General features: G+C 67.0%; 16 protein-coding genes and 1 pseudogene. 7 read left to right on the forward strand and 10 right to left on the reverse strand.

Annotation, left to right across the window (positions count from 1 at the left end; all coding sequences use genetic code 11):
- Positions 1-235: 235 nt before the first annotated feature.
- The 3 genes from KXR53_RS35105 to KXR53_RS35115 all read right to left on the reverse strand — a co-directional run bounded on the left by KXR53_RS35105 (position 236) and on the right by KXR53_RS35115 (position 2,899).
- Positions 236-616, reverse strand: coding sequence for a hypothetical protein (locus tag KXR53_RS35105; RefSeq protein WP_437380265.1), 381 nt, complete (start codon positions 614-616; stop codon positions 236-238).
- The gene (locus tag KXR53_RS35110) at positions 571-2,184 is read right to left on the reverse strand and encodes a ParB/RepB/Spo0J family partition protein (RefSeq protein WP_437380266.1); all 1,614 of its coding nucleotides are present in this window, start codon (positions 2,182-2,184) and stop codon (positions 571-573) included. The genes KXR53_RS35105 and KXR53_RS35110 overlap by 46 nt, the downstream gene beginning before the upstream one ends.
- 364 nt (positions 2,185-2,548) lie before the next feature.
- Entirely contained in the window at positions 2,549-2,899 is a 351-nt protein-coding gene (locus tag KXR53_RS35115; protein WP_437380267.1) for a DUF2958 domain-containing protein, read from the reverse strand.
- Between the two features lie 247 nt (positions 2,900-3,146).
- On the opposite strand from KXR53_RS35115, the gene KXR53_RS35120 reads away from it, so the two are divergent.
- Positions 3,147-3,437, forward strand: coding sequence for a DUF1778 domain-containing protein (locus tag KXR53_RS35120; RefSeq protein ID WP_437380268.1), 291 nt, complete (start codon positions 3,147-3,149; stop codon positions 3,435-3,437).
- A 3-nt stretch (positions 3,438-3,440) separates the two neighbouring features.
- A complete protein-coding gene (locus KXR53_RS35125) occupies positions 3,441-3,947 on the forward strand; it encodes a GNAT family N-acetyltransferase (protein ID WP_437380269.1) in 507 nt (168 codons plus the stop codon).
- A gap of 438 nt (positions 3,948-4,385) precedes the next feature.
- Here the strand turns inward: KXR53_RS35125 and KXR53_RS35130 are convergent, their stop codons facing one another.
- The gene (locus tag KXR53_RS35130) at positions 4,386-5,015 is read right to left on the reverse strand and encodes a hypothetical protein (protein WP_437380270.1); all 630 of its coding nucleotides are present in this window, start codon (positions 5,013-5,015) and stop codon (positions 4,386-4,388) included.
- A 143-nt stretch (positions 5,016-5,158) separates the two neighbouring features.
- On the opposite strand from KXR53_RS35130, the gene KXR53_RS35135 reads away from it, so the two are divergent.
- Both KXR53_RS35135 and KXR53_RS35140 read left to right on the forward strand, forming a co-directional pair.
- Positions 5,159-5,416: a helix-turn-helix transcriptional regulator gene (locus KXR53_RS35135; protein ID WP_437380271.1), complete on the forward strand. Its 258-nt coding sequence runs from the start codon at positions 5,159-5,161 to the stop codon at positions 5,414-5,416.
- Positions 5,417-5,498: 82 nt separating this feature from the next.
- Positions 5,499-6,581 (forward strand): annotated as a pseudogene (locus KXR53_RS35140) (recombinase family protein); the annotation flags it as partial.
- Positions 6,582-6,866: 285 nt separating this feature from the next.
- Here the strand turns inward: KXR53_RS35140 and KXR53_RS35145 are convergent.
- From KXR53_RS35145 to KXR53_RS35160, 4 genes are all read right to left on the reverse strand, one after another.
- Positions 6,867-8,753: a recombinase family protein gene (locus KXR53_RS35145; RefSeq protein WP_437380272.1), complete on the reverse strand. Its 1,887-nt coding sequence runs from the start codon at positions 8,751-8,753 to the stop codon at positions 6,867-6,869.
- A complete protein-coding gene (locus KXR53_RS35150) occupies positions 8,750-8,944 on the reverse strand; it encodes a hypothetical protein (RefSeq protein ID WP_437380273.1) in 195 nt (64 codons plus the stop codon). The genes KXR53_RS35145 and KXR53_RS35150 overlap by 4 nt, the downstream gene beginning before the upstream one ends.
- A 242-nt stretch (positions 8,945-9,186) precedes the next feature.
- The gene (locus KXR53_RS35155; RefSeq protein WP_437380274.1) at positions 9,187-9,594 is read right to left on the reverse strand and encodes a hypothetical protein; all 408 of its coding nucleotides are present in this window, start codon (positions 9,592-9,594) and stop codon (positions 9,187-9,189) included.
- A gap of 237 nt (positions 9,595-9,831) precedes the next feature.
- Positions 9,832-10,272 (reverse strand): helix-turn-helix domain-containing protein, encoded by a 441-nt coding sequence (locus tag KXR53_RS35160; RefSeq protein ID WP_437380275.1) that lies wholly within the window; start codon positions 10,270-10,272, stop codon positions 9,832-9,834.
- Here KXR53_RS35160 and KXR53_RS35165 point away from each other — a divergent pair.
- The 3 genes from KXR53_RS35165 to KXR53_RS35175 are packed head-to-tail and all read left to right on the forward strand — an operon-like array spanning position 10,272 to position 11,506.
- Positions 10,272-10,910 carry a hypothetical protein gene (locus tag KXR53_RS35165; protein WP_437380276.1) on the forward strand — a complete coding sequence of 213 codons (639 nt, stop codon included), beginning with the start codon at positions 10,272-10,274 and terminating at the stop codon, positions 10,908-10,910. The genes KXR53_RS35160 and KXR53_RS35165 overlap by 1 nt on opposite strands.
- Positions 10,911-10,946: 36 nt before the next feature.
- Entirely contained in the window at positions 10,947-11,138 is a 192-nt protein-coding gene (locus tag KXR53_RS35170; RefSeq protein WP_437380277.1) for a zinc finger domain-containing protein, read from the forward strand.
- On the forward strand, positions 11,084-11,506 hold the full coding sequence (locus KXR53_RS35175) for a hypothetical protein (protein WP_437380280.1): 423 nt from the start codon (positions 11,084-11,086) through the stop codon (positions 11,504-11,506). The genes KXR53_RS35170 and KXR53_RS35175 overlap by 55 nt, the downstream gene beginning before the upstream one ends.
- 53 nt (positions 11,507-11,559) lie before the next feature.
- On the opposite strand, the gene KXR53_RS35180 is transcribed toward KXR53_RS35175, so the two are convergent.
- Together KXR53_RS35180 and KXR53_RS35185 are read right to left on the reverse strand one after the other, a co-directional pair.
- Positions 11,560-12,702 (reverse strand): hypothetical protein, encoded by a 1,143-nt coding sequence (locus KXR53_RS35180; RefSeq protein WP_437380278.1) that lies wholly within the window; start codon positions 12,700-12,702, stop codon positions 11,560-11,562.
- 516 nt (positions 12,703-13,218) lie between these two features.
- On the reverse strand, positions 13,219-13,503 hold a 285-nt coding region (locus KXR53_RS35185), incomplete at its 5' end, for an oligopeptide/dipeptide ABC transporter ATP-binding protein (RefSeq protein ID WP_437380279.1).

Genomic DNA, 13,503 nt, shown 5'->3' on the forward strand with positions numbered 1-13,503 from the left:
CCAACGGCTTGGTTTCGTCTATCTCTCCCATGCCTGGACATGGGAGCGACGTGGCCGACCACTGGGGGCTGGTTCGGGGCTTATCACAATCGACGCGAGCGTCCGCTCCGGGGGAGCCCGGGAGGCCTCCGAACGTCGGCAATGGGGACGAACCGGCCTTGTGTCGTGCCCCTGTCAAAACGTCGGATGCACGGTCGAAAAGGCCGGGGCCGCTCGGCGACCCCGGTAGGTGCTTCTATTCAGCGGCGTCCGCGTATCGTTCGCCATCAGCCGTGCCGACGCTCCCATTCAGCGCCGCCGCGGGCGTCCGCAACTGCGCCGGCAACCAGCCGGTCCCAGCCAGAAGTTGCTCCGCTGCCTGGGCCATTTCGTGCTTCTTCATGCCCGCTATCCGCTCCGCCGCCTCCTCGGAGACGCCCTCGCGCATCGCGGCGAGGATGTGCGCTTTCGTAACTCGCCCAAGATAGCCCCGCGCCGTGGGCGACCAATACGTCGTCATGTCGAGGCTGAGTGTCTGGGCCAGCGCATCCGTCATCGCCAGCGCCTTCGGCCGCGGATCCCACGGAATCCTCACCGCGAACACGGCCAGCGCCGCGCAATGGGCGAACAGGGCCATCCGGCTGTCATGGTCGAGGCCGACAACGAAGCCCCACAGATCGGCCACATCCGTCGGCATCTGCGCGGCCCAGGAGGTGTGCCGTTCTTCCAGCCTCTGCGCGGCCGCGGTGCCCCGATGCCGTCCGCATGCCCGCCCAGGAACGTCGAGTTCGGACGGATGTCGAGGCAACTGCCGTCCTCCTCGCCCCGGAAGAAGGTTCGCGCGGCCAGCGCATGCGTGACGGCGAGCAGCGCCACGTCCGGGCTTTCGCCGAGGGCGATCCGCAGCCCCAGCGTCCGATGAGCCATGAGGTCGCGGACCAGAGTGTCCGACAACGGCTTGTCGGCGTCGTGATCGCCCTCATCCTCGTCCGTGACAGTCTCCCCGTCCGTTTCGTCCGTGCCTGCATCTTCGGCGGCGGGGACCGCGTCCTCCTCCGTCTCCGGTTCGTCCTCCGGCCGGACGAAGCCGCGCTCGATCCGGGTGGCGCCATCGTGGCTCAACACCACATACGCCCCTCCCCGCGCGATCACGTCCGGATCATAGGCATGCTGCTGCGCCGACAGCCGCTCGATCTCGGCATTCAGCGCATCCAAACGGGCGGCGACCTCCTCCGGCAGATCGTCGATCCCGTCATACTGTTGGGCCAACTCGTCCCATTCCGCCGACAGCGCGTCGAGCCTCGCCTGATCTTCGGGCGTGAGCTCTACCGGCTGCGGATAGGCCCGGCTCAGGCCGTGGGCATAGGGGTAGTCGATGTAGACCTCGACCCATTTCCAGCCCTCGGCCCGGACCTCCTCCGCCACCCGCTCCAACTTCTCCAGCACCAGTTGGTCGAGCAGGCCGGCGTCCTCGAACCAGCCGCCGCCGTCCTCGGTGAACAGGTCGCGGACGATGACTCCACCGGCTTCCTCATAGGCGGCAGCGCCGACGAACACGGCCCTGCGGTCGCGGGCCGAGACATGCCCCTCGGTCAGCATCCGCCGGATGTGGGCGGGCTCCCGGTTCCAGGACAGGCGGGCGAAGGCGTCCTCCTGGCGGGCGTGGTCCTCGGTGACGGCGAAGGCCATCAACTGCTCCAGCGTCAGCCCGCCCTCGCGATAGACCTGCATCAGCTTCGGGCTGACGGCGCCGAGCCGCAGCCGCTGCCACACTGCCTGCGGCGTCATGCCGAAGCGGGCGGCGATCTCCTCCGCCCCGAGTCCGTGCTCGTCCGCGAGCCGCTTGAAGGCCTCGAACTGGTCGGCCGGATGCAGGTTCTCGCGCACCACGTTCTCGGCCAGGGACAGCTCCTCGCCCTCCCCTCCGACGATGATACAGGGCACGGGGGCGGATTTCGGGGCCTGCCTGCGCTTGACCAGCAGCTTCAGCGCGGCGAGGCGCCGGCCACCACCGATCACCTCGTATTTGCCGGTCTCGGCTCCCTCCCCGTCCAGAACCGGCCGGACCGACAGGCTCTGCAGCAGGCCGTGCGCGGCGATGCTCGCCGCCAGTTCGTCGATCCCGGCCTCCCGTCCGGTGCGGCGGACATTCTGCGCCGAGGGCACCAGCTTCGACAGCGGGATGTCGCGAATGATCGTCGTCATGGTCGCTCTCCTTTGACAAGGCCACCGCGCCTTTCCCCGACACGGGCGGGGTGGGCGGCGGAGAGCGGCCGGCAGGCCCGCCGAGGGAGGCGGTCCGCACCCGGTCGGGGCGGTCGCGGCGGTGCGCAGGATGAGCGTCCGGGCCGGAACAGAGTGGAGGACGCGCGTCAGCGCGTTGCGGACCGGCGCGGCGGGCCTACAGGCAAGCGACGCCCACCCCGCGCCGTCGGGAAGGGATCTAGCGGGACGATGCGTGCAGCCACCATGGTCGTGGCTGTGCGGTCCCGCTCGCCGCATGGCCTGAGATCCGGAACTTCGGGCATGAAAGAAGCGCCCTGCCCGAAGGCAGGGCGCGGAAGGCGCATCAGGCCCGGATGACACCGAGGCGTTGTGCCTCCTCGGCGTATCGGCTCAGCGGCCGGTCGGGCCGGAAGAACAGGTCGCGCTCGACCGGCAGGCCGAGCCGGCCGCGGATCGCGGCGATCTCCGAAAGCCGAACCGAACCGAGTTCGGGAAAGCCGAGGCCGAGGTCGCAGAGGCCGAAGGCGAGGTCCGGGTCGGCCGGATCGAGCTCGCTCAAGAGCCAGGTGGCGCCGGCATCCGGGGTGAAGAGCTTGACGACGGGGTACGGGTCGATCGTCTCGCCGGCCGCAGTGCGGGCGCCGTTGGCGAGGAGCTCGGCGCGCTGCGCGTGGGTGATGAGCGGGTGGGACATGGTTGCCTCCGTTGCGATCGCCCTCCGGTCGAGGGCGAGGAGGCGAAGGGCCGGCGCCATCAGGCCGCGGCGTCAGGCCCAACACGGTCCGGTGCGGGCCGGGCTTGACGCCGCGGCGGCGCCGGCCAGCGTCAGGAGCCCGCGACGGGGCGATCATGGAGGCAAGTGGGCCGACCGCGCCCCGACCAGCCAACCTTGAAGCGCACGGTGAGTCACCGTACATTCACGAGCGAGAGGATCGACCGCCATGCCCATCACCGCAGACCACCCCGCCTCCCTGCCCGAGCGCAAGAAAGAGCGGCTCGAGCTGCGCGTCGCCCCGTCGGCCAAGGCGCTGATCCAGCGCGCCATGGCGGTGAGCGGCTTGACCGCCGGGGATCTCGCCTATGAAGGCGCCCGTCGCGTGCTCGAGGAGCATGACCGCATGATGCTGACCGCAGCCGACCAGGACGCCTTTCTCGACGCAGTCCTCAACCCGCCGGAGCCGGCCGACAGGCTGGTCGCCGCCCTGAAGCGCCATCGTGACCTGATGGGCTGAGCGTTGGCCCTGGTCATCGAGCCGCTCGGCAGCCGGCATGACCGGAGCCGTTTCTCCTGCGGCCAGCCGGCTCTCGACGACTGGTTCCGGCGCCGGGCCGGCCAGGACGAGAAGCGCAACGTGGCGCGCGTCTTCGTCGCCGTCGACAACGAGATCGGCGTCGTCGGCTTCTACAGCCTGAGCTCCTTCACCCTGGCGCTGCCGGATCTGCCGGAGGAGATCGCCCGCAAGCTGCCGCGCTATGATGCAATCCCGGCGGCGCTCATCGGGCGCCTGGCGCGGGACGAGCGCGTCCGCGGCCGCGGTATCGGGGAACTGCTGCTGGCCGACGCCATCCGGCGCATCCTGGGCGCGAGCCGGACGCTCGCCGTGTTCGCGATCGCCGTCGACGCCAAGGACGAGAAAGCCGTGTCGTTCTATGAGAGCTTCGGGTTCCGGCCCTTTCCGTCGAGGCCGGATCGGCTGTTCCTGCCCGCCTCGACCGCGGCGGCGGCCGCCGAGAAGCTGTAGCCCAACCCCGAACGACATCCTGCTCGCAGCCGGCCGAAGCCTGCTGGTCTTTCTGCTACGCAGCCACGTCCGAACTCGCGCCGAACTCGCCGGCTTCCGCCGCCGGCCTGCCTTCGCGCGACCTAAACCTATGATCTTAAACGATATTATCCCTTCCCTGTCTTCTCAGCAACAGGCACGGTCAACCCATGCCGAGGAGCCCGCGAGAAGACGAGAACGCCATCCTGGCCGAAGGTCGGCGGAGATCAACTAAAGCGCCGCGCCTGGCCGCGGACACGACCGGCGCATCTGCATCGTGCTCTTCGCCAGCGTGCGACCCACGCCTTGTCGAACTGGTGCGTTTGCTGGCCCGACAGGCCGCTCGGGACTTCGTGAGGGCAGAGTCGGCGTGCCCAGCCCATCTCCGCCCCCGTGATTGACCGCATTCTACGATGCTCATCATCCGAGGTCGGGCGGGAGACTCGCGAAGCGCTGGAGATCGGCGAGCACGGACCGCAGAGGCGGCCACGGGAACTCCTCGTCGTCAGAGCGCGACTGGCCGATGGCGAGCACCATGGAGAGCTTGGCGGCGATGCCGGCCGGACTGCGGGCCGGCGTCCGCCACACGCCTTCCGTCAGGGCCTCCCAGCGATCCCAGGCGAGGTTGATGCGCTCCTCCACCGGCCCGAGGCCAATCGCGGCCGCGGCCGTTTCCCAGCGGCGCCGGTGCGCCGCGAACTCGCGGTGCAGCCTCTCGCGCAGGGCTTCCGTCCCAGGCACGTCTTCCAGCAGTTCGTCGATCTCAGCCGGCTCACAGGCCGAGACCGGCTCGGCCCCCGGGACCGGCACGAGCACGCGCGGCATGCCAACGGTGCGGAGCAGGACGCCCTCCTTCCGCTGCCAGTCATCCTGCCAGGCATCCAGCTCAGCATGGACGGCCCGCCACTCCGTCCACAGGCTGAGGACGGGATCGGAGCTGCCGCCGTGGGAACAGGAATCAGCCGCGCCGATCGGCAGGATTGTGGCGCCGCCGAGCAGGGCACGGCGGCTGAGCGCAGGCAAAGTCGTGCTATCGTCGGAATCAGCCATGATCCGGCTCCCTGAAGCTGGACTGTGGTCAGGTCGGACGGGGTGTGCCACCACCTCGTCCGACCGCGTTGGCGGTCAACGATGCTAAGGCATCTGCGATCTTAGTCAATCACAATGCCTAACATTAATCAAAAAGACGTGTTATGGTTCCTGACGACGAGATATCTGTTGAGCAATGCCGGGGCGCTCGCGCCATGCTTGGATGGAGCCAGACCAAACTTGCTGAGGAAGCCCGTGTTGCTCGGCAGACGATCGTCGATTTCGAGCGGGGCGCGCGCACCCCGTTTCCCAACAACAAGGCCGCGATCCGGGCAGCCCTGGAAGCGGCGGGGATCGAATTCATCCCCGAGAATGGGGGCGGCCCTGGGGTGAGGCTGAAGCAGCCCCGGCGCGGCAAGTAGAGATGCGGCGTCAGGTTCAGGCATCGTAGGCGGCGCCGCAGGCTCATCAACGAGGATAGGTGAAGGCGAAGGAGGATCCGGAATGACCCGTGTCGCGCTCTATGCCCGCTACTCCTCGGACAGCCAGCGCGACGCCTCGATTGAGGATCAGCTGCGGCTGTGTCGCGCCCATGCCGAGCGGCAGGGCTGGACCATCGCGGACAGCTATTCCGACCGGGCGGTCTCCGGGGCTTCGCTGCTGCGGCCCGGCGTACAGGAGCTGATCGCCGACGGGCTGAAGCGCCGCTTCGATCTGATCCTGACGGAGTCGCTCGACCGGCTCTCCCGCGACCAGGAGGACATCGCCGGCCTCTACAAGCGGATGCGGTTCGCCGGGGTCCGCATCGTCACCCTGGCGGAGGGCGACGTCAGCGAGTTGCACATCGGCCTCAAGGGCACGATGGGTGCGCTCTACCTCAAGGATCTGGCGGACAAGACCCGCCGCGGCCTGCGCGGCCGGGTCGAGGAGGGCAAGGCCGGCGGCGGGCTGTGCTACGGCTACGACGTGGTCCGGCAGCTCGCGCCGGACGGCGCCCCGGCGCGCGGCGACCGGGCGGTCAACGAGGCCGAGGCCAATGTCGTGCGCCGGATCTTCCGCGACTACGCCGCCGGCAGGTCGTCCCGCACTATCGCCTGGGAGCTGAACCGGGACAGGGTGCCCGGTCCCTTCGGCCGCGAGTGGGGCCCGAGCACGATCCACGGCAACCCGAAGCGCGGCACCGGGATCCTCAACAACGAGCTCTACATCGGCAGGCTGGTGTGGAACCGGCTGCGCTATGTCAAGGACCCGTCGACCGGCAAGCGGGTCTCGCGCCTCAACCCGCCATCCGAATGGGTGATCCAGGAGGTGCCGGAGTTGCGCATCGTCGACCAGGCGCTGTGGGAGGCGGTGAAGCAGCGCCAGCAGGCCATGGCGATCGGCCCGGCCGGAGAGACGGAAGAGAACCCGATGCTCGACCGCCGGCGGCCGTCGCACCTGTTCGCCGGCTTGGTGAAGTGCGGCTGCTGCGGCGGCGGGTACGCCAAGATCTCGAAGGACCTGCTCGGCTGCGCCACGGCCCGGAACAAGGGCACCTGCGACAACCGCCTCAACATCCGGCGCGACGCGCTGGAGGAGTCGGTGCTCAACGGCCTGCGCACGCACCTGATGGAGCCGGAGCTCTTCCGGCAATTCTGCGAGGAGTTCACCCGCGAGGTGAACCGGCTGCGGATGGAAGGTCGCGCTTCGCTCGAATCGGCCCGTGCCGAGCGAGACCGGATCGAACGCGATCTGGAGAAGCTGATGAAGCTGATCCTGGCCTCGGACGACGTCGACGCGTCAAAGCGCGTGATGAAGCAGATGACCCAGCTCGAGCATCGGAAGGAGGAGCTGGAGCGTCAGCTCGCGGAGGCGAACGAACCGCCTCCCCTCCTACATCCGAACCTGGCGGAGGTGTACCGGCAGCGGATCGCGGCGCTGCACCGGCACCTGCAGGCGGAGGAGACCAAGGCCGAGGCGGCGGCGATCGTGCGCGGGCTGGTCGACCGGATCACGCTGGTGCCGGAGGGCGGCAGTCTGTCGATCGTGCTGCGGGGCGACCTGGCGGCGATGCTGAGCTTTGCGGCGAGCAGCAAAAAGCCGTCCCTGTTGGGGGACGGCTTGGTGCCAGGATCGTTGGTTGCGGGGACCCGCAACCGCGGTTGTTATCACTTGGGACCGGGGCGCCGGCCGGCGGCCGGCTGCGAAATCAAGGATGGCCATCAGCTCGCCGCTTAGGCGGGCCTTGACCATTCCCCTGCCCTCGCCCGGCGTCAGAACCACCTGCCCGACCAGCGACCGGATCGCCTCCGCCGCCTCGTCCCGGGTCTCCGGATGCGCCAGCGTCTCGGCGAGCTCCCGCACCTTCCGCCGGTAGATCTCGGCCACGTTCGGATGCACGTCCGGGATGTCAGCCGGCGCCTCGTTGAGCCGGGCCTCGATCTCGGCCTTCTGCCGTTCCAGCTCGTCCATGCGTGCCTTCATCGACGGCTGGTACATGCCGTCCTCGATCGCCTGCATGATGCCGCGGATGCTGCGCTCTATCCGGACCAAGGTGGCGCGGTCCGCCTCCTCCCGCGCCCGCCGCTCGTGGTTCTCGTGGTTGAGCTGCTCGATGCAAGACCGCACCGCCGCCGCCACGGTCTCCGGCGACGCCAGGCCTTCGGTTAGCCCCAACAGCACGCGAGCCTCGATCTTCTCCCGCGTGATCGTCCGGGAGTTGTCGCAGCGCCCACGCCGGAAGTGCGCGAGGCAGCCATAGCGGCCTGCGGCCATGATGCCGTACTTGCCGCCGCAGCAGCCGCAGATCAGCAGACCCGACAGCAGGAAGGCCGGACGGCGCAGGCTGTGCATTGTCTTCGCCCGCGCCTTGCGCACCGCGATCGTGGTCGCCTCGAACTGCTTCGCCAGGATCGCCTGCCGCGCCTTCACCGCCTGCCACAGCTCATCGTCGACGATACGCAAGGCAGGCACTTCGGTGCGGATCCACTTCGTCTCCGGGTTCGGCCGCGACACCCGCCGGCCGGTGGTCGGGTCCTTGATGAAGTGCTGGCGGTTCCAGACCAGCACACCGGCATAAAGCTCGTTGTTGAGGATGCCGGTACCTCGGGAAGCGTGCCCCCGGATGGTGGTGTCGGCCCACTCCCGACCGAGCGGCCCGGGAATGCCGTCAGCGTTCAGCCCGGTCGCAATCGCATGCGGCGAGCGGCCGGCGGCGAACTCCCGGAAGATCCGCACGACCACAGCGGCCTCGGCCTCGTTGATCCGCCGCTGGCCACGGAGCGGGTCGCCTTCGGCATTGGTGCGCTTGACCACGTCGTAGCCATAGCAGAGACCGCCGCCGGACCGGCCCTTCTCCACCCGACCGCGGATGCCGCGATGTGTCTTCGCTGCGAGGTCCTTCAGGAACAGGGCGTTCATCGTGCCCTTCAGCCCGACATGCAGCTCCGTGATCTCGCCCTCGGCCAGGGTGACGATGCGCACGCCAGCGAAGCGGAGATGCTTGAAGAGGATCGCCACATCCGCCTGATCCCGGCTGATCCGGTCAAGCGCTTCGGCCATGACCACGTCGAAGCGGCGGCGCTGCGCCGCCTGCAGCAAGGCCTGGATGGCGGGCCGCTGAATGATGCTGGCGCCGGAGATGGCGGGGTCCTGGTAGGTACAGGCCACCACCATGCCCTCACGCTCAGCCTGCTCCCGGCAGATGCGAAACTGGTCCTCGATCGAGGCGGCGTTCTGGCTGTCGTCGGAATAGCGGGCGTAAAGGGCAACCTGGGTCATATCTCGCCTCTCCCCTGGTCTGATACGTCCGGCCGGTTGTCATTGGCGGCCTCGGCCCGGAGCAGCTCCCGCGCGATCTGCCGGCCGATGGCCCTGGCGATCACAAGCAGGCGTGGATCGATCCTGCCGGCTTGGCCGGCATTGTCGTTGGCGGGCGGCGCGTGGCCGGCCCCGTCCCAGTCCGTTTCCATCGCCGATCTCCTGCCACAGCTCGGCATCAAGCGAAGATCGAACCGGGACAGCAGCGGGTCAATACGCCCGCCCGCCTTCACAGGCACTCAACTGCACGACTGAGCATGATGATAGCAGAAGATCGCAGATCAACGTGCAATCGACCGAATACATTCCGGAATATATTCGAGACTGTATCCTGAAATGCATCCGCTCGTCTGCCTGCCGGACCACGTCGAGCGCGGCCCGGCAGCATCGAACTTCACCACGGCGCTTCAGCATAGCCCGGCAGCTTTGCAATCAGCGCCCGGGCCATCTGGGAGCCGAAGTCGTAGGCCAGGCTCTCCATCCAATCTTCGCACTCGCAGGCCTGGTACTCGAAGCAGGCCAGGCGCTTGGCAGCTCGGCCGGGCGGCACAGGGCGCCAGGTGAAGCGGTAGGCCTCGACCTCGGCCTCGTACTCTGCGGCCTCCTCGGTGCCGGATAGTCGATAGCGGTGAATGACGGAGCGGACGTTCTCGGCCCAGAGCATCCGGCCGAAGTCGTTGGCGTTCTCGTGGTTCACCTGCTGACAGGCTCGGTCGGGCGCGAGGCGGGCGCGGATCTCCAGATCGATGGCAGCCGAGACCAGCTCGTCGAGATGCTCCTGGTCGACGACAAAGGCGGACATTGGCAGTCTCCCCTTGCTTCGCGGCAGCGGGTTGATGCCGCTGCATCAACCCCTGCCCGTCCGGCGAGGACCGGGGAGTGGGGGCAAGGGCGGCCGTCAGGCCGGGACCGGAGCCACGCGCAGCCGCAGGAGCGCACGCGACGCGGCGAGCATGGCGAGGACCCGCCCCTTGCGGGGCGAGGGGCAGAGCCCTTCGCCCCTCCTCCGCCTTGGAAGACTGTGTCGCTCGACTAGCCGCTACGGCTGGTTCGGCTTCTTCAGGCGAACGCCGGGAACGTCGCCATTGGTGAACTCGATACCAGCTTGTTCCAGCGCTGCTCGGATCCGGGCTCGCATTTCGCCGCTCACCTTGAGCGCCTGGTCACTGTCACTTTCGCTACGCTTGATCGTGGGAACGGACACGCCAGCGGCACGGGCCAATTCGGCCTGCGAGAGCCCAAGGAAACCACGCGCCGCACGGATCTGACCAGGTGTCGTCAATTTTCTCTTGATCCCAAAAGGATCAACGGGCATGATCCCGTTGGTATCAATCCCGTCATATGGCAGAAGCGCCGTGTGAGCAACTGCTTGCGCGCGCTCGTCGGACGGATTGACCAGCAAGACTTGCGAGGCGGCCGAACGAGGTGCGGGAACACCTCGCCCGGCCTGACCACCATCCAGCTTCTGGGAGCCGGACAATGGCTGACTCGGACGATACCACGACTTTGCCTGCGCTCAGCCGCCGTGACCTGCTCGGCGGCGCTACCGTCATACCGATCAGCGCCGCCGATGCTCGGCGCCGCGGCGCCAACTCCGATCCCGTCCTCGACCTCTTCCGGGAGTGGCGCGCTCTCGATGCTGAACTGGATGCTTGGCAGGACGACTGGCAGAAAAAGGAAGGCGTCCTGCTCCGCACCGTCGGCATGCCGCGGGTGCTGGTCCCTGTGCCGGGCAAAGCCGAACCAGTCTCGGCTTGCGAACCCGCCGAGATCGATGAATTGCTCGAAGACCTCCCGGGAACGGAGGAGCTTCGACAAAGGCTACACCGGGAGTTCGCGGCGCACCGACGGCGCTGGGAGATCGCTGCGGCGGCAATCGGGCTCGGTCCGGTGGAGGAGCGCGTCAATCAAGCCTGGGACCGCTGGGACTCTCTGACGGAAACGGTATGGCAGGTGCCGGCCGGCACTGTGGCCGGTGCAGTCGCCAAGCTCGCTATGGTGCTCTCGATGGGCCAATCGCGCTCGGATGATGACGAGTTCCCATGGCCACCCTTGCGCTCAATCCTCGCCGACCTGCAGCGGCTCGTAAGTATGCCGGTGAGCCTGGACCCGGCGTAACCGCAGTGGAGTACGGCGCCGCATCGGAGAAAATTGATGTCCGATCCGCTCGAACATCCATGCCGGCGTTGCGGCGCCGCCTCGTACCAGCCCTGTACCGATCGCGCAGGGCATATCAGACGCGAAGCCCATGCCCGCCGAAGGCAGACAGCGCAATCGAGTGGCTTCGCCACGTGGACAACGCGAGCCTGTGGCCCGCTGACGAGTTGGCAGCCCGGCTCTACGTGACCTACGGCATCCTCGATCCGCGGACAGGCGGGTTCGTCTATGTCGGCCAGAGTGGCAGCTTCGCAAAGCGGATCGCAGCTCACCTGAAGGCACGAACGCAGCAGCCATGTCACCGCTTCCGTCCAATCCGAGCTTGGATTTGGGACGCGCTCGTGGCCGGGAACACACCCAGCTTCAGAGTGCTCGACGTCAGTGAAACCGAAGAGCAATCACTCGCTTCCGAAGCGCTCTGGGTCGAACAGTTGGCCGCGCAGGGCAACAACCTCCTGAACCGCTGGCTGGAACATCAGTCGCTGATTCAGAAGTCGCACAGGTTCGGCGATCACCGTGAACCCGGAGCTATTCGATCGAGTCTCCGTCGGCCATAGCCGCCGCTTCACCACCTCGCCTGCTTGATGGGGCGCGACCTATCGAGCCTCTCCTACAGCTTCGGCTCATGCAGATGGGTCATGAACTGACCGGAACTCACCGGATCGATCTTGTCTGCCTCGGCAAGCGCCCACTGCTCCCAAGCGGCAAGCGCCGAGGCGTCGATCTCAGCAGCCCCTTGAACGATCGCCTGCCGGACCCGTTGGACGAGTGCCCGGATATTCTGCGCCTGGCGCAAAAGCTCTCCACTCGCGCGCAAGTGCTCCAAACGCTTCCGATTGAGCTCAGCAAGCTGCTCCTGGCGTCGCCTCTCCTGTTCGATCCGCTCTTGCTTCGCACGCTCCTCTTGTTCCCGCAGACTTCTCCGGAACCCGGCCTCCCCTGCCACGATGATGGCGGCTGTGATAGGCGCGATCTTTGCCTCGAGCTTCCCGTCAGTATCATCCTGCCAAACTCGGTCGGGTTTGCGATCGAGACCCGGATCGAATCGAAGCATCAGCGGCGTTGACGCGGGGAGGTCGGGTGCTGGACGGAGATAGCCATGCTGGCGGACTGTCTGATGCTTGCCGGCGATGCTGATGTCCAAACTCAGGACGGTGTCGCCGATAACCGCTCTCGCATGGATCTCTCCGTCATACTCATTGACGTAGCCGCTGTGACCGCGCTTGCCGAGCGTCAGGAAAATGCCGTTGAGGATCCTCAAGCGACGTTGGGTCAGGGGTGTGTCGAACTTGGGCTGGTCCCAGTGCCAGTTGCTCGCGGCAAATTTCTCGCGTCGGCGCTGCTCTTGCTTGAGCAGTTGCACCAGCCCTTTGTGAGGCTTGTCGAGGGTCTTCGGCACGGAGGCCGAGCCGATCGCCTTTAACTCCAGCGAGTAGAGTTCATCGAGGTCCTCCGGGACCAACGCGGACGCGAAGGGCCCCTCGGATGGAAGCGGAGGTACCGGAGACAGGACATTCGCAAAGCGGGCATCGACCCTCAGCCGCCCCAACCCACCCGGGCGCCGTGGCGGCGCCTCAGGACGCTTCGGCACGGGCTTTCCAGCACGCACCTTGTTCCAGTATCCCTGGGGCGGCGGGGTCACACCGTGGCTCGCGAGAAGCTTCTTCAGCCCGACGTCGGACAGATCAACCTTGGACGCCAGATCGCGCATCGGCGCTGACCACGCGAAGGCGTGCAAATCGTCCGGCAGCACAAGGATGTCGTTCCAGCCGTATGATCGCCTCACGTTACCCCCAACCAAAGCCCACCTCGAAGATCGCGTTTTGCTATCACGTGCATCAAGCTGAGCCTATCGCCCGTCCCTGCGACGGAATGCGTCGTAATGCCTCCGACAGATCGAGGGACGCCTTACCCTTTGCGGAAGCCTTTAGCGCTTTGCTGAACTAGACATACTCGTCGATCCAGTCGCTCTGAAATCGAACGATTGTTCGTAGCTGGCTCGGTGCCTCTGGCAGGCTCTTGGTCGTAGCGATCCGGATAGGCACTTGTAAAAGGCGCCGAGATTTGTTCAAATTTTTACCCTGAGGGGCAGGCTATTTCCCTGCGCCGTATTGACCTTCTCACCAGGCTCACGCCTTTGAGCAGCAGTGTCTGTTTTAGTCAGAGCACGACAGTCAAACAAAGAGGTTATTGTCATGACAATCGACAAATATACTCTTCACAAGAACCAAAAAACGGATAAATGGCGCCTGGAGAAGGAGGGCTCGGATCAGACCGGGATCGGGTTGGGCTTCGCGAAATGGCAGGCGGCGAGATGCCCGTCGCCGACCGGCGCCAGAGGCGGACGCTCGCGGGCGCAGATCTCCTGCGCCAGCGGGCAGCGCGTCCGGAAGCTGCAGCCTGACGGGATGCTGGACGGGCTCGGCACATCGCCCTGCAGGATGATGCGTTTCTGCGGCCGGTCCGGATCAGGCTCCGGTGCGGCCGAGAGCAGCGCCTGCGTGTAGGGATGGTGCGGCGTGCCGTACACGGCGGCCTTGGGGCCCGTCTCGAC

The sequence above is a fragment of the Inquilinus limosus genome, assembly GCF_051487185.1.
Lineage (GTDB): Bacteria > Pseudomonadota > Alphaproteobacteria > DSM-16000 > Inquilinaceae > Inquilinus > Inquilinus limosus_F.

What these genes read in the sequence shown, in the direction of transcription:
- KXR53_RS35105 (WP_437380265.1), bottom strand. Translation starts at nt 616, where the DNA reads ATGGCCCTGTTCGCCCATTGCGCGGCGCTGGCCGTGTTCGCGGTGAGG.
- KXR53_RS35110 (WP_437380266.1), bottom strand. Translation starts at nt 2,184, where the DNA reads ATGACGACGATCATTCGCGACATCCCGCTGTCGAAGCTGGTGCCCTCG.
- KXR53_RS35115 (WP_437380267.1), bottom strand. Translation starts at nt 2,899, where the DNA reads ATGTCCCACCCGCTCATCACCCACGCGCAGCGCGCCGAGCTCCTCGCC.
- KXR53_RS35120 (WP_437380268.1), top strand. Translation starts at nt 3,147, where the DNA reads ATGCCCATCACCGCAGACCACCCCGCCTCCCTGCCCGAGCGCAAGAAA.
- KXR53_RS35130 (WP_437380270.1), bottom strand. Translation starts at nt 5,015, where the DNA reads ATGGCTGATTCCGACGATAGCACGACTTTGCCTGCGCTCAGCCGCCGT.
- KXR53_RS35135 (WP_437380271.1), top strand. Translation starts at nt 5,159, where the DNA reads ATGGTTCCTGACGACGAGATATCTGTTGAGCAATGCCGGGGCGCTCGC.
- KXR53_RS35145 (WP_437380272.1), bottom strand. Translation starts at nt 8,753, where the DNA reads ATGACCCAGGTTGCCCTTTACGCCCGCTATTCCGACGACAGCCAGAAC.
- KXR53_RS35150 (WP_437380273.1), bottom strand. Translation starts at nt 8,944, where the DNA reads ATGGAAACGGACTGGGACGGGGCCGGCCACGCGCCGCCCGCCAACGAC.
- KXR53_RS35155 (WP_437380274.1), bottom strand. Translation starts at nt 9,594, where the DNA reads ATGTCCGCCTTTGTCGTCGACCAGGAGCATCTCGACGAGCTGGTCTCG.
- KXR53_RS35165 (WP_437380276.1), top strand. Translation starts at nt 10,272, where the DNA reads ATGGCTGACTCGGACGATACCACGACTTTGCCTGCGCTCAGCCGCCGT.
- KXR53_RS35170 (WP_437380277.1), top strand. Translation starts at nt 10,947, where the DNA reads ATGTCCGATCCGCTCGAACATCCATGCCGGCGTTGCGGCGCCGCCTCG.